Source organism: Ruegeria sp. CH8, assembly GCF_056536985.1.
In genome coordinates, this window is record NZ_JBQFQR010000022.1 from 18,782 (window position 1) to 32,264 (window position 13,483).

12 protein-coding genes are annotated in these 13,483 nt (G+C 60.7%); 9 read left to right on the plus strand and 3 right to left on the minus strand.

Translation table 11 applies throughout. The features are described 5' to 3' along the window. Window position 1: 1 nt before the first annotated feature. Window positions 2-1,090 carry an aromatic ring-hydroxylating oxygenase subunit alpha gene (locus tag ACR0ER_RS20305; protein WP_480770494.1) on the minus strand — a complete coding sequence of 363 codons (1,089 nt, stop codon included), beginning with the start codon at window positions 1,088-1,090 and terminating at the stop codon, window positions 2-4. Then, a complete protein-coding gene (locus ACR0ER_RS20310) occupies window positions 1,087-1,974 on the minus strand; it encodes a MurR/RpiR family transcriptional regulator (protein WP_170333098.1) in 888 nt (295 codons plus the stop codon). Before ACR0ER_RS20310 ends, ACR0ER_RS20305 begins: the two co-directional genes overlap by 4 nt. 68 nt (window positions 1,975-2,042) lie before the next feature. Between ACR0ER_RS20310 and ACR0ER_RS20315 the strand changes: the two genes are divergently transcribed. The 8 genes from ACR0ER_RS20315 to ACR0ER_RS20350 all read left to right on the plus strand — a co-directional run bounded on the left by ACR0ER_RS20315 (window position 2,043) and on the right by ACR0ER_RS20350 (window position 11,141). Then, complete coding sequence (locus tag ACR0ER_RS20315; protein ID WP_480770495.1) at window positions 2,043-4,496, plus strand: FAD-dependent oxidoreductase; 2,454 nt, start codon at window positions 2,043-2,045, stop codon at window positions 4,494-4,496. Continuing rightward, window positions 4,496-5,578: an alcohol dehydrogenase family protein gene (locus ACR0ER_RS20320; protein WP_480770496.1), complete on the plus strand. Its 1,083-nt coding sequence runs from the start codon at window positions 4,496-4,498 to the stop codon at window positions 5,576-5,578. Before ACR0ER_RS20315 ends, ACR0ER_RS20320 begins: the two co-directional genes overlap by 1 nt. After that, window positions 5,575-6,153, plus strand: a complete 579-nt coding sequence (locus ACR0ER_RS20325) for a dimethylsulfonioproprionate lyase family protein (protein ID WP_480770497.1) — start codon at window positions 5,575-5,577, stop codon at window positions 6,151-6,153. The genes ACR0ER_RS20320 and ACR0ER_RS20325 overlap by 4 nt, the downstream gene beginning before the upstream one ends. After that, a complete protein-coding gene (locus ACR0ER_RS20330; protein WP_480770498.1) occupies window positions 6,150-7,256 on the plus strand; it encodes a mandelate racemase/muconate lactonizing enzyme family protein in 1,107 nt (368 codons plus the stop codon). Before ACR0ER_RS20325 ends, ACR0ER_RS20330 begins: the two co-directional genes overlap by 4 nt. Continuing rightward, window positions 7,253-7,537 (plus strand): cupin domain-containing protein, encoded by a 285-nt coding sequence (locus tag ACR0ER_RS20335; RefSeq protein WP_480770499.1) that lies wholly within the window; start codon window positions 7,253-7,255, stop codon window positions 7,535-7,537. Before ACR0ER_RS20330 ends, ACR0ER_RS20335 begins: the two co-directional genes overlap by 4 nt. Further along, the gene (locus tag ACR0ER_RS20340; RefSeq protein WP_480770500.1) at window positions 7,534-8,646 is read left to right on the plus strand and encodes a mandelate racemase/muconate lactonizing enzyme family protein; all 1,113 of its coding nucleotides are present in this window, start codon (window positions 7,534-7,536) and stop codon (window positions 8,644-8,646) included. Before ACR0ER_RS20335 ends, ACR0ER_RS20340 begins: the two co-directional genes overlap by 4 nt. Before the next feature lie 112 nt (window positions 8,647-8,758). Further along, complete coding sequence (locus ACR0ER_RS20345; RefSeq protein ID WP_480770501.1) at window positions 8,759-9,862, plus strand: mandelate racemase/muconate lactonizing enzyme family protein; 1,104 nt, start codon at window positions 8,759-8,761, stop codon at window positions 9,860-9,862. A gap of 1 nt (window position 9,863) precedes the next feature. Next, window positions 9,864-11,141 carry an aspartate aminotransferase family protein gene (locus ACR0ER_RS20350; protein WP_480770502.1) on the plus strand — a complete coding sequence of 426 codons (1,278 nt, stop codon included), beginning with the start codon at window positions 9,864-9,866 and terminating at the stop codon, window positions 11,139-11,141. A 222-nt stretch (window positions 11,142-11,363) separates the two neighbouring features. Here the strand turns inward: ACR0ER_RS20350 and hemC are convergent, their stop codons facing one another. Next, window positions 11,364-12,323, minus strand: a complete 960-nt coding sequence (hemC, locus tag ACR0ER_RS20355) for a hydroxymethylbilane synthase (RefSeq protein ID WP_480770503.1) — start codon at window positions 12,321-12,323, stop codon at window positions 11,364-11,366. A 107-nt stretch (window positions 12,324-12,430) separates the two neighbouring features. On the opposite strand from hemC, the gene hemE reads away from it, so the two are divergent. Continuing rightward, entirely contained in the window at window positions 12,431-13,465 is a 1,035-nt protein-coding gene (gene hemE, locus ACR0ER_RS20360; protein WP_480770504.1) for a uroporphyrinogen decarboxylase, read from the plus strand. The last annotated feature ends 18 nt before the right edge of the window (window positions 13,466-13,483 follow it).

Consider the following 13,483-nt stretch of genomic DNA (forward strand, 5'->3'; position numbering starts at 1 on the left):
ATCAGTCCACCGCCTCACGCATCCATTGCTGCAGCCGAGCAATCGAGTGTTCCGACATCACGCCGCAGCCGGGGTCCAGCACCAGCGGCCCAGGCCGATAGCCGCGAGACTTCAGGCCCCGGTGGACGCTTTCGACCAGCCTAATATCCTCTTCGACCGTTGTTTCGCGATCCTGCACGGCCAGTTGCCGGATAACCGCGCTTTCCGAACCACCCTCGGTATACCAGCCGCGCCAGACGGTGCAGTGGTCGGCATCATTCGCGCGCCAGTGATAGGTGTTCAGCACATTGCCCGGATAGCACTGGAACGAGAACATCGGCCACAGGAACCACGACTGGTAATCGCCTGCATGGGGCACAGACAGGTCGATGGGATAGGTCATCTTGTCGAGGCTTTGGCACTCGGTCGTGTGGCGTAAGACATAACCGCCGCCCGCGTCGGGTTGAATGTCATAGGTCTCGGGCTTGACCACACCTTCGGCAAAGGTCGGGTGGTTGCTCGGACAGTGATAGCATTCCGAGTAGTTCTCGATGCTGACCTTCCAATTGCAATTCTCAGGAATTTCGACCCATTCCAGCGGTTCCAGATCGTCGATATGCGGAACAAAGGCGCGGATTTCCTCGCGCACGCCGGGGTACCATTCGTCCATCGGGGCGGCGTCATCGTCGAGGTTGACGAAAATGAAACCGTTGAACACCTCGGTCCGAACCGAGGTCAGGCAAATTGCGCTGCGGTCGAAACCGGGGACGGATTTGATGTTGGGGCCTGCGCGCAGTTGGCCGGACAACTCATAGGTCCAAGCGTGGTACGGGCAGACGACAACGCGGGTGTTGCCCGCGCCGCTTACCATCTCATGCGCGCGGTGCTGACAGACGTTATAGAAGGTGCGGATTTCTCCGTCGCGGCCGCGAATGCAGAACAGGTTTTGCCCGGCGATTTCAAAGGCGAAGTAATCGCCCGCTTCCCGGACCTGTGCCACGTGGCCTGCGAATTGCCACGTTCGGGCCAAAAGCCCCCGCATTTCCTGGGCGAAAATCTCCGGATCGGTGTAATAGCGCGCGTCCAGTGAATGGGTCAGGGGTGCGTTCATTCGGGCTCCTCCGCGTAGAGGCCAAGTTGGTGTCTGCGTTGGTGAAACCGTTCCACCCGCTCGACAATCTCGTCACTGGATACGGCAATCACGAAGGACAGCAGTGTTTCCAGCAGTGCGATGGTCGAGACGGATGACGGGAAGAATTGTGGGGTGTCGGCGGCCACGACAAAGCCATGCTGCGCGTTCAGAATGACCGGGCTGGCTGGGCTGTCAGAGATACCGATGACGGTCAGGCCTTGCAGCCGCGCCAGCTTGATCGCGTCGATCACTTCGGTCCTGTAGGGGTGGCAGGTGATGGCGATCAGCACGTCTTGTTCATCGGCCCAGGCGAGATCATCCACCGGGGTCGATCCGGGGCGGGGGATGGCGTGAAACTGCTTCATCCCCGTTGAGGCAAGGTAGGTGAAATTGCGCGCGTTCGAATTGTTGACGCCCACGCCCAGCGTGAAAATCTGGCGACAATTCCAAATGTCTTCGGCCGCCGCTTTTAGGTTTGCGGCGTCAATCCCGGCAAAGGTTTCTTCGATGTTTCGGATCGCAGCGCCGACCATATCGGCGTAGAGCCCGCCCAGCTCCCCCGATTTTCCGATATCCTGCAACCAGCGGGCACGATCAGGAAACGACACGCCGCCCTGACGAATCGCATCGCGGAACGGGGCGCGGAAATCTTCATAGCCTTCGAACCCCACCTGTCGTGCCATGCGGACAAAGGTGTTGGGTTTGACCTTAGCGGCCTCAGCAATCTCGCGTACGGTCGAAACCCCAACATCCGTTGGGTTTTCCAGCACATAACGCGCGGCTTTCTGGGCCTCGGGGGTGAGGGCGTCCCACTCCTCGGTGAGGCGGTCGAGAACAATTGATGATACATTTGTGTCATTCATGATTGACGATGGTACATTTGTGGAATTAGCCTGTCGAGCAGAAAAGCGACTCGGGAAGAGGAATTGTCATGTCCGAGAAGAATTTGCCCACCCACGCCCGCGTGGTCATTGTCGGAGGCGGCGTCATGGGGGTCGGTCTGGCCTATCATCTGGCGCATGAAGGCTGGGGCGATGATACCGTCCTGCTGGAAAAGGCGGAGCTGACCAGCGGCAGCACCTGGCACGCGGCGGGCCAGATCACGCATTCGACCTCAAGCTTTGGGCTGGGCAAATGCGTGGATTACAATATCGGTCTGTATTCCGGTCAGTTGGAGGCCGAGACCGGCCAGCCCGTCACTTGGCATGGCTGTGGCTCGTTCCGCCTGGCCTATACCGAGGATGAGATGGACTGGCTGCGCCACACACTGTCGGTGGGTCGGTCGCTGGGCTTCAACATCGAACTGGTTGGACCCGAGAAGGTGGCCGAACTGCATCCGTTCTATAACCTCGAAGGCGTTCTGGGTGCGCTGCATACGCCGGATGACGGGCATGTGGACCCGACCAACGTCACCATGGCGATGGCGACGGGCGCGCGCCAGAAGGGCGTGCAAATCTTCCGCAACTGCCGCGCCACCAACATCACGCAGGCCGACAATGGCGAGTGGGTGGTCGAGACCGAGATGGGCACCATCACTTGCGAGCATGTGGTGAACGCAGGCGGCACCTATGCCCGTCAGATGGGAGAGTGGTCGGGGCTGCAACTGCCAATGACCTCGATGACGCATCATTATTTCGTGACCGAGCCGGTGCCCGAGTTCCAGAACCTGGACAAAGAACTGCCTGTGATCCGCGATGACCGCAAAGTCTCGGGCTATATCCGGATGGAGCAGCAGCGGGGGTTGATCGGGATCTATGAGAAGGAAAACCCGAACTCGGTTTGGCATGATCACTGCCCTTGGGAATACGAGAATTGGCTGTTCGATGCGGATTACGACCGGGTGATGCCGTGGCTTGAGGAAAGCCTGCACCGTATGCCGATCTTTGCCGAGCTGGGCATTCAGCGTGACGTGCATGGGGCGATCTCGCATCCGCCGGATGGCAACCCGCTGATCGGGCCTGCACCGGGTGTGCGGAACTATTGGTGCTGCTGTGGAACCCAGATCGGTATTGGCTGGGGGCCGGGTCTGACCCGCGAACTGGCGCGCTGGATGGTGCACGGCGCCGCCGATATCTCGATGCGCGAATTCGATCCGCGCCGGTTCGGCAGCTATGCCACCAAGGACTGGCAGGTGATCAAGGCCGAGGAAGACTACTGCCTGCGCCACGAGATTCCGTTCCCGCATTTCAACCGTCTGGAAGGGCGTCCAATCAAACCGTCGCCTCTGTATGAATTGCTGAAATCCAAAGGCGCGGTGCATGAAGAGGTGTATGGCTTTGAACGCCCCCGCTGGTTCGCGCGGGACGGTGTCGAGCAGCGCGATCACTACTCCTTCCGTCGCACCCCTGCCGACGACATGGTCGCGGCTGAGGTCAAAGCGGTGCGCGAACGCGTCGGAATTATGGATGTCACCGCCTTTACCAAGGTCGAGGTCTCGGGACCGGACGCCTATGCTCTGCTGGACAGGTTGACCGCCAACCGGATGCCGCAAAAGGTCGGCTCGATCACGCTGACCCATATGCTGAACCGCCGCGGTCGGATCGAGTTGGAGACGACGATCGTGCGTATGGCTGAAGACCGCTTCTATCTGGTCTGTGCGGCCTTCTTCGAACAGCGCCTGCTGGATCATCTGACGCAACAGCGCGCTGATGAGGATGTGCAGATCACCGCTCTATCCTCTGACTGGTCTGCCCTGTCGCTGAACGGCCCCAGGTCGAGGGACGTACTGGCGCGCTGCACCGATGCTGATCTGACAAATGCCGGGTTCCGCTGGCTGTCAGCGCAGGAAATCACCATCGCAGGCCATAAGGTCTGGGCTTTCCGCATGTCCTATGCCGGCGAACTTGGGTGGGAGCTGCATATGCGCAACGCCGCCTGCCTCGACGTCTACAATGCGCTTTGGGCAGCGGGTGAGCCGCACGGCATCACCGACTACGGCAGCTTTGCCATGAACGTGATGCGGATGGAAAAGGGCTTCAAAGGCGCAGGCGAGTTGACAAACGAGGTCACTCTGGCCGAGGCCGACGTTCTGCGATTTGCCCGCACTGACAAGGACTACCTGGGCAAGGACAAGACCCTGAACACCGATCTGCCATGGGTCTGCGCCTATCTGGAGATTGAGCCGGACGGTGAGATTGACGGCCACGGTGGCGAAGCGGTCATGCTGGACGGTCGCGTCGTGGGATCCACCGCCTCGGTGGCCTACGGACACACTGTCGGCAAAATCCTTGCCTTTGCCTATATCAAGCCCGAGGCCGCAGCGCCCGGAACCGCTCTGCAAGTCGTAGTCCACGGCAAACCTCGGGCCGCGCGCGTCTTGGGTGAACCAGCTTACGACCCGCAAAGTCTATTACCCCGCACAGACGCCGCATTGGAGACCGCGTGATGACCCTGCCTGACAAAATGAAAGCCATGGTCACTATGGGCCATGGCGGTCTGGAACAGATGGTGCTGCACGAAGACTGGCCGCGCCCGGAACCTGCGGTCGGAGAGGTTCTGATCAAGGTTGCCGCCTGCGGCCTGAACAACACCGATGTCAACACACGCTCGGGTTGGTATTCAAAGACCGTCTCGGACGCGACCACCGGAGGCGCGTTCGAAGAGGTGGGTGAAGACGATCCCACATGGGGCGGCAACCCGATCACCTTCCCGCGCATTCAGGGCGCCGATATCTGCGGTGAAATCGTGGCCGTGGGTGAAGGCGTAGACAGCGCCCGCATCGGCGAGCGTGTAATTACAGACGGTTGGTTGCGTGACCCAGACGATCCCGAAAACATGGACAAGACCGGGTATTATGGCTCGGAACGGGATGGCGGTTTCGCGGAATATGCCACAACGCTGGCCGTAAACGCGGTGCCGATCTCGTCTGACCTGTCGGATGCGGAACTGGCGACCTTTTCCTGTTCCTACTCCACCGCCGAAGGGATGCTGACTCGTGCCAACGTGACCGACAGAGACACCGTTCTTGTGCCCGGAGCCTCCGGCGGCGTCGGCGGCGCTTTGGTGCAACTGGCAAAGCGTCGTGGTGCCCGCGTGATTGCGATGGCCTCCGAGGCGAAGCACGCCGATGTGGCGGAGCTGGGCCCGGACATGATCCTGCCGCGTGCGCCTGAAAACCTGCGCGCGGCATTGGGCGAGGAAAAGATCACCGTTGTCGCGGATGTGGTCGGAGGCCCCTATTGGCCGAACCTGATCGACATTCTGGAACGCGGCGGGCGATATACCTGTTCTGGCGCCATTGCTGGGCCGATGGTCGAATTCGACCTGCGAACCTTCTACCTGCGCGATCTGACCTTCACAGGTTCGACCGTGATCGACCCTCAGGTGATGCGCAATCTCGTAAAATATATCGAGGCCGGGGAAATCAAACCCGCTCTCGCCGCAACCTACCCACTGGAGGAGCTGCGCGAGGCGCAAGCCGCCTTTATCACCAAACAGCACACCGGGAATATTGTGGTGATCCCATGACCCTGGACGACGTATTAGAGGCTGCTCGGCAATTGCATCAGGCGCACCCTGATCTGTCGGATTTCGGCGCGTGGCCTACGGACCTGACCGCAACTCAACTACAGCCAAGCCCTATTCCTGCCGCTGATCTAGTGCGCAATTTCGATGCAGCCGGCAGCGAAACGACCAAAGCCTTGTCCGACGCGATCAAGGCCACCGCGCATCTGGCCCATTGGAAGGTGACCTATACCGAGGATGAAGTCGGCGCCGATTTCCTCAATCGCTATGGTTATTACGAGTTGTTCGGCCCGACCGGTCATTTCCACTCGACCCAGTTGCGGGGCTACGTGGCCTATTGGGGGGCGGGCCTACACTATGACTGGCACAGCCATCAGGCCGAAGAACTGTATCTGACGCTGGCCGGAGGGGCCGTGTTCCGGGTTGCGGGCGATGACAGCTTTGTCGGGCCGAACCAGACGCGTCACCATGACAGCTGGCAAAGCCACGCGATGACCACAACCGACCAACCGATCCTGACATTTGTCCTCTGGCGCGGCGAAGGCATGGGCGATCTGCCACGGATGGACGCCGCATGAAGATCACCCGCATCCGCATCTACCAGACCGGTCTGCCCTATGTGGGCGGGGCTTACGTCTGGGGTGCGGGCAATGCGATTGAAACGGCCATCGCTTCGGTCGTTGTCATCGATACCGATGCTGGTTTGCAGGGCTGTGGAGAGTTCACGCCCTGTGGCGAGAACTACATGATTGCCCATTCCGAAGGCGTGGTGGCACTGGCGCGTTTGGTAGCGCCAAAGCTGTTAGGGGAAGATCCCCGCCAGGTGGCGCGCATCGAACAATTGATGGATCATCTGGTTCAGGGGCACGGCTACGCCAAGGCTCCGTTCGACGCGGCGTGCTGGGATATTCTGGGGCAGGCCTGTGATCAGCCGGTCTGGATGCTGCTGGGGGGCAAGCTGACCGATGGTGCCCCAATGTACCGGGTGGCGCCGCAAAAGGCCGTGGATGAGACCGTGGCTGAGATGAATGCCTGTCGGGATCAGGGTTATCGCCAGTTTCAGATCAAGGTCGGCGGCGACTGGGTCACTGACATTGACCGCATCCGAACCACAGTGCCTTTGCTGCAACCGGGTGAAAAAGCGATGGCCGACGCCAATCAGGGCTGGCGTGTGGACAATGCGATCCGGGTGGCGCGGGCAACGCGCGATCTGGATTTCATTCTGGAACAGCCCTGCCGCACCTATGAGGAATGCCAGCAGGTGCGCCGCGTCGCCGAACAGCCAATGAAGCTGGATGAATGTGTCACCGGCATCCACATGGCGCAGCGCATCGTTGCGGATCGCGGGGCCGAGATCTGTTGCCTGAAAATCTCGAACCTCGGTGGCCTCAGCAAGGCGAGGCGGGTGCGGGATTATCTGGTGGAAAACCGCATTCCCGTTGTCAGCGAGGACACCTGGGGCGGAGAGATCGCCACCTCGGTCGTGGCGCATTTCGCAGCCTCGACCCCCGAGGAATTTCTGCAGAACACCACCGACCTGATGAACTATAACACCCGGTCCACCGGGATCGGTGGGCCAGTGTCCCGAGATGGCAATCTTTACTCCACTGATACACCCGGACTGGGTGTGTCCCCGGATTTCGAAAGCCTTGGCCGGCCGATTGAGGAGTTCAGCTTATGAGACAACAAGCCGTTGCCACTCAGATGATTGACGATGACCGGGTACGCGTAACGCGGTTCGACTTCGTGCCCGGTGCAGAAACGGGATGGCACCGCCATACGATGGATTACGTCATCACGGCCATCACCGACTGCCAAATGCGTCTGGAATTGCCCGATGGATCGGTCAGTGACGTAACGGTTCCCGCTGGAACAACGTATCGACGCGATGAAGGGGTCGAACACAACGTGATCAACGCGGCGGACACCCCAATGTCCTTTGTCGAAGTGGAGCTGAAATGAAGATCACCCGGATATCGGTTTTCCAAATCGACTTGCCGCTGGAGCATCCCTATTGGCTGTCCGGCGGGCGACTGAAGTTCGAAACGCTCGACGCGACGCTGGTGAAAATCGAAACTGATGCAGGACTGGTGGGATGGGGTGAGGGCACCCCTTGGGGTCACACTTACGTGCCCGCGCACGGACCGGGCATCCGCTCCGGGATTGAAACGATGGCTCCGTTCATCCTCGGCCTTGATCCGCGCAAAGTGCTCGAGGTGGAGCGGACCATGGATTTAGCACTGCCCGGGCACCTCTATGCCAAAGGCCCGATCGACATGGCCTGCTGGGATATCGCCGGTCAGGCGGCGGGCCTGCCAATCGCTGATTTGATGGGGGGCGGGTCACGCTCGCCGCGCCCAATTGCTTCTTCGGTCGGAGCCAAGACCATCGAAGAAACCCGTGAGGTGATGGAGCGTTATCGCAGCCGCGGCTACATCGCCCATTCGGTGAAGATCGGCGGCGATGTGGAACGTGACATCGCCCGCGTCCGCGACGTGGAAAGCATCCGGCGTCCGGGTGAGATCATCCTCTACGACGTCAATCGCGGCTGGACCCGGCAACAGGCCCTGCGGGTGATGAGCGCCTGCGAGGACCTGAACGTTATGTTCGAACAACCCGGCGAGACGCTGGATGATATCGCCGCTATCGCAGGCCGTCATGCCTCACCCGTGTCGGTGGATGAAAGTCTTGTCACACTGCAGGATGCTGCCCGCATTGCCCGCGACGGTCTGGCCGAGATATTCGGGATCAAGTTGAACCGAGTCGGCGGCCTGACCAAAGCCGCACGGATGCGGGATATCGCGCTGGCGCATGGGATCGACATGTTCGTGATGGCGACCGGTGGCACAGTTCTGGCCGATACCGAAGCGCTGCATTTGGCCGCCACCATCCCGGATGACAATTGCCATGCAGTTTGGGCCTGTCAGGACATGATCACCGTCGATATCGCCGGCGGTCGCGGGCCGCGAAACATCGACGGCCACCTGCGCCTGCCGGAAAAGCCCGGCCTCGGCGTACACCCCGACGAAGACACCTTGGGCAACCCAGTCGCAACCTACGAGGCCCCGTGATGATCCGCCTCTTCATCTGGCCAAAAATGCCCCGGGGCGTGAATTGGCCGCAGGCCAAGAGAGGGGCTGGCCGCTCTGACAAAATCGCGCCCAAACGCAAAGGATGGGTTGAATGAAAATCAACAAGATAACCCTCTGGTCCGTCGACCTGACCAGCCATGAAACCTATCATATGGCCGAGGGCAAAACCTGCGCGACCGTGACCTCGCATATCCTGTGTCTTGAAACGGATAGCGGTCTGAAAGGCTGGGGCGAGGTCTGCCCGATTCCGCATTACCTGCCCGCCTATGCGGGCGGTGTACCGGCGTCTATCACGGAAATGGGGCCGGAAATTCTGGGCATCTCCCCGTTCGGGGCCGACGCACCGATGCGCAAGCTTGACGGCTTCCTGCAGGGTCACGCTTACGCCAAATCCATGGTCGATATCGCCCTGTGGGATCTGTTCGGGCAGGCCACCGGCCAACCGGTTTATGCCTTGCTTGGCGGTCGGACGCGCAAGGACATGCCGCTCTACCATTCGATCACCTGCATCGCCCCGGACGAGATGGCCCGCATCGCCCAGACCGCCTATCAGACCGGAATCCGCCAGTTTCAGGTCAAGCTGGGCGTGGAAGGCGATTGGCAGGCCGATGCTGAACGTCTGATCAAGGTGCGTGAGGCCGTGGGGCCGGGGCCGCTGGTCTATGGAGACTGGAACTGCGGCGCGTCGCGCTTGCAGGCAACTCGAACAGGGCGTGCTGTGGCGCATCTGGACGTGATGCTGGAACAGCCCTGCAAAACGCTGGAAGATTGCGCCGCCGTAAGGCAGGCCACCGGTCTGCCGATGAAGATTGATGAAAACGCCCACGATCTGGCCTCGCTGCTGCGCGCGCATGAGCTGGGCAGCATGGATGCCGTCGCGCTGAAACTGTCGAAATTCGGCGGGCTGTCGGCCATGCGTCGGGCGCGGGACCTGACCGTGCATCTGGGGGCTGAGATTTGCGCCGAATGCACGTGGGGCTCGGATATTGTAACCGCCGCATCACTGCATTTTGCTGCTTCGACTCCGCATGGATCGCTGCTGAACACCTGTGATTTGTCCTCGTATGTGGCCCCGCGCATTTGCCCGGACGCACCAAACCGTGAAGATGGCCGGATTGCCCCACCCGAAGGTCAGGGGCTAGGTGTGACCCCGGCCCCTGAAATCCTTGGTTCCCCGATATTGGAGATCGTGTGAGATGCTGAAGATCAACACTCAATCCGAATGGATCACCCGCGCGAGTAAGGTTCTACCCGCCGGGGGATTTGGCAATTTCGACCCCGGCATCATCATCGCTCGCGGTGACGGCAGTCGCGTCTGGGATGAGGATGGGAATGAATACGTCGATTATCTGATAGGTTCCGGTCCGATGCTGCTGGGCCATGGCCACCCTGAGGTGATGGAGGCCGTGCTGGAACAACTGCCCAAGGGCATGACTTTCTTTGCCAACAACTCCAAGGGCATCGAACTGGCCGAGGCCATCGTCGAGGCCGTGCCTTGCTGCGAACAGGTGCGCTTTGTCGCCTCGGGCGGTGAGGCGGACATGTATGCGATCCGTCTGGCCCGCGCCTATACCGGGCGCAACAAGATCCTGAAATTCGAAGGCGGCTATCACGGGATGAGCGCCGAGGCGCAGATGAGCCTCGCCCCCAGCCGTCGGGTCAATTTCCCGCAGGCGGTGCCGGACAGCGCCGGTATTCCCGACAGCGTGGCCGAACAGATGCTGATTGCGCCCTACAATGACCTTGAGGCCGTCGCGGCGCTGTTGGATGAACATGACGACATCGCCGCGATCATGGTCGAACCGCTGCAGCGGATCATTCCGCCACTGCCCGGATACCTGCAGGGTCTGCGTGATCTGTGTGACAAGCACAGCGTTCTGCTGATTTTTGATGAGATCGTCACAGGATTCCGTCTGGCCTATGGCGGCGCGCAGGAAAGATACGGGGTAACGCCCGATATCTGCACGTTGGGCAAGATCATCGGTGGTGGCTTCCCTCTGGCCGCGCTGGGCGCCAGCGCCGAGATCATGAAGCATTTCGACAAGGCGCAAGTGGGCGAGGAGGGCTGGCTGATGCAGCTGGGCACCCTGTCGGGCAACCCCGTGGCCTCGGTCGCGGGTCTGAAAACCATGGAGGTTCTGAGGCGGGACGGCGTCTATGATCAGCTCCGTGCGACCGGGGCGACACTGCAGCATATGCAGGTGGACGCGCTGACCAAAGCAGGTGTTCCGCACCAGATCGTCGGAGATGAAACGCTGTTCGACATCTATTTTACCGATGGCGTTTGCCGCGACTATCGCAGCGCCAGACATGACGACACTGCCCGCAACACGCTCTACAACGATACGTTGCGTGCCCATGGGATTTTCAAATCCCCCGGCAAGCTATATCCGTCGTTGGCTGTGACCGACGCCGATCTGGAACAAACTCGGACGGCTGTTGAAAAGGCCGTGCAGGCGCTCTGCGCTGTCTGATACCCTGATCTGAAAAGAAGTGGGCCGCTGTCGAAATATGACAGCGGCCCTAACCGATCAGTGATTTGGTTCAGTCTCGCCCCCTCGAATACCACTTAAGCGAATATACTGAAAAAACTTTCGACTTTATCGAGACTGTTCCTTCATCTCATCGGTATGTCACCTTAATGCCAGACCGGGATGCAACCTACAGTGAAGTAATTCACATTACGCGAATTTTCTTTAATTTCTCCATTCGAAGAAGCCTGGACCAGCCTTTTGCAACAGCGAATGCGCCATTGCACGGCCCATTTCGGCACCGTCAGTAATTGCGCTGGTGAGATCTTCGGAAATCGCCTCAGAACCATCGGGGCGCAGCACTTCGCCGCGCAGGCGCAGCTGATCACCCTGCACTTCAGCCAGCCCGGCGATAGGTGTTTCGCACGAGCCATCCAGCGCGGCCAGCAGGGCGCGTTCGGCGGTAAGGCGCTGGCCGGTTTCAGTGTGGTGGATCGCCTCAAGCATACCCGCAGCGCGGGAATCGACACTGCGCCTCTCGATGCCGATTGTGCCCTGAGCAATGGCGGGCAGCATGTCCTCGGGCGCGATGGCGGTGGCGGGGACGTCGTCCATGTTCAGACGGCGGATGCCAGCCATGGCCAGAAACGTGCAGTCCGCCACGCCATCGGCCAGTTTCTTCAGCCGGGTCTGAACGTTGCCGCGGAACTCGACCACATTCAGATCGGGCCGCCGGTTCAGCAGTTGCGCCCGGCGGCGCAGAGATGAGGTGCCGACCACCGCGCCCTGTGGCAGGTCGTGGATCGAGCTCAGGCTGGGTGAAATGAACGCGTCGCGCACATCCTCACGCGGCAGGAAGGTGTCCAGCACCAGCCCCTCGGGCTGTTCCACCGGCATGTCCTTGGTGGAATGCACCGCGATGTCGATATCGCCGCGCAGCATCGCCTCTTCGATCTCCTTGGTGAACAGGCCCTTGTTGCCGATCTCTTTCAGCGGGCGGTCTGCGTCGATCATGGCGCGGTTGTCGCCGGTGGTTTTGATCACCACGATCTCGAACGCCTCTTCGGGCAGGTCGAAGGCCGTACCCAGCCGTTGCCGGGTTTCATAGGCTTGCGCCAGCGCCAGGGGCGAGCCACGGGTGCCGATCTTGAGCGGTGAGGCGGGTGTGGGCAGGTTCAGTGTCATGCGCACAGCTTTAGTCGCGTCACATTGCCCTGACAATGGGGGCATGGCTTGACAAATTGCCGCCGAAGGATGACCCGTTGCGGCAAACCGGATGATTGGGGGCAAAGATGGCCGAGACAAAGAAACTGCTGCGAGCGCTGGCGGGCGAGGTACAGGACGTGCCGCCGATCTGGATGATGCGTCAGGCCGGGCGGTATCTGCCGGAATATCGGGCGACTCGGGCGCAGGCCGGAGATTTCCTGTCGCTGTGCTACAATCCGGAACTGGCCGCCGAGGTGACCCTGCAGCCGATCCGCCGCTATGGCTTCGACGCGGCGATTCTGTTTGCTGATATCCTGCTGGTGCCACAGGCGCTGGGCGCAGACCTGTGGTTTGTCACCGGCGAAGGCCCGCGCCTGTCGACGATCACACAGCAATCCGAATTCGATGCGCTGAAACCGGTTGATGCCATTCACGAGACCCTGTCGCCGGTCTATGAGACGGTGCGCATTCTGTCACGGGAATTGCCGTCCGAGACGACTCTGATCGGGTTTGCGGGTGCGCCGTGGACGGTTGCGACTTACATGATCGCCGGGCGCGGCACGCCAGACCAAGGACCGGCCCATGCGCTGCGCGAAGAAAACACCGCCCTGTTCGAGGCGCTGTTGGAGCGGATCACGCTGGCGACGATCGAATACCTGTCGGCGCAGATTGAGGCCGGGGCTGAAGTGGTCAAGATTTTTGACAGCTGGGCCGGGTCGCTGAAAGGCGACGCCTTTCAGAAATATGCGGTCGAGCCCTGCCGCGTGATTACGCAGGCCATCAAGGAACGCCATCCCGGCATCCCGGTGATCGGCTTCCCGCGTGAGGCGGGCGATGGGTATATCGGGTTCGCCAAGGCAACCGGTGTGGATTGTGTGGCGCTGGACAACTCGGTGTCGCCGGAATGGGCTGCCGAGCATGTGCAGGCGGATGGCTGCGTTCAGGGCAACCTGGCCTCGTCCCATATGGTGACCGGCGGGCAGGTTTTGGTCGATGAGACGCGGCGGATTGTCGAGGCGTTCTCGAAGGGGCCGCATATCTTCAACCTCGGTCACGGGATCACACCGGATGCGGATCCGGAAAACGTACAGTTGATGATCGACACGGTGCGCGGGCGGTAAGCAAGGGAAGGGGGCCAG

Excerpts from the sequence above, each read along its gene's own strand:
- ACR0ER_RS20325 (WP_480770497.1), top strand. The coding sequence starts at position 5,575 with ATGACCCTGGACGACGTATTAGAGGCTGCTCGGCAATTGCATCAGGCG.
- hemE (WP_480770504.1), top strand. The coding sequence starts at position 12,431 with ATGGCCGAGACAAAGAAACTGCTGCGAGCGCTGGCGGGCGAGGTACAG.
- ACR0ER_RS20350 (WP_480770502.1), top strand. The coding sequence starts at position 9,864 with ATGCTGAAGATCAACACTCAATCCGAATGGATCACCCGCGCGAGTAAG.
- hemC (WP_480770503.1), bottom strand. The coding sequence starts at position 12,323 with ATGACACTGAACCTGCCCACACCCGCCTCACCGCTCAAGATCGGCACC.
- ACR0ER_RS20320 (WP_480770496.1), top strand. The coding sequence starts at position 4,496 with ATGACCCTGCCTGACAAAATGAAAGCCATGGTCACTATGGGCCATGGC.
- ACR0ER_RS20335 (WP_480770499.1), top strand. The coding sequence starts at position 7,253 with ATGAGACAACAAGCCGTTGCCACTCAGATGATTGACGATGACCGGGTA.
- ACR0ER_RS20330 (WP_480770498.1), top strand. The coding sequence starts at position 6,150 with ATGAAGATCACCCGCATCCGCATCTACCAGACCGGTCTGCCCTATGTG.
- ACR0ER_RS20305 (WP_480770494.1), bottom strand. The coding sequence starts at position 1,090 with ATGAACGCACCCCTGACCCATTCACTGGACGCGCGCTATTACACCGAT.
- ACR0ER_RS20340 (WP_480770500.1), top strand. The coding sequence starts at position 7,534 with ATGAAGATCACCCGGATATCGGTTTTCCAAATCGACTTGCCGCTGGAG.
- ACR0ER_RS20315 (WP_480770495.1), top strand. The coding sequence starts at position 2,043 with ATGTCCGAGAAGAATTTGCCCACCCACGCCCGCGTGGTCATTGTCGGA.
- ACR0ER_RS20345 (WP_480770501.1), top strand. The coding sequence starts at position 8,759 with ATGAAAATCAACAAGATAACCCTCTGGTCCGTCGACCTGACCAGCCAT.
- ACR0ER_RS20310 (WP_170333098.1), bottom strand. The coding sequence starts at position 1,974 with ATGAATGACACAAATGTATCATCAATTGTTCTCGACCGCCTCACCGAG.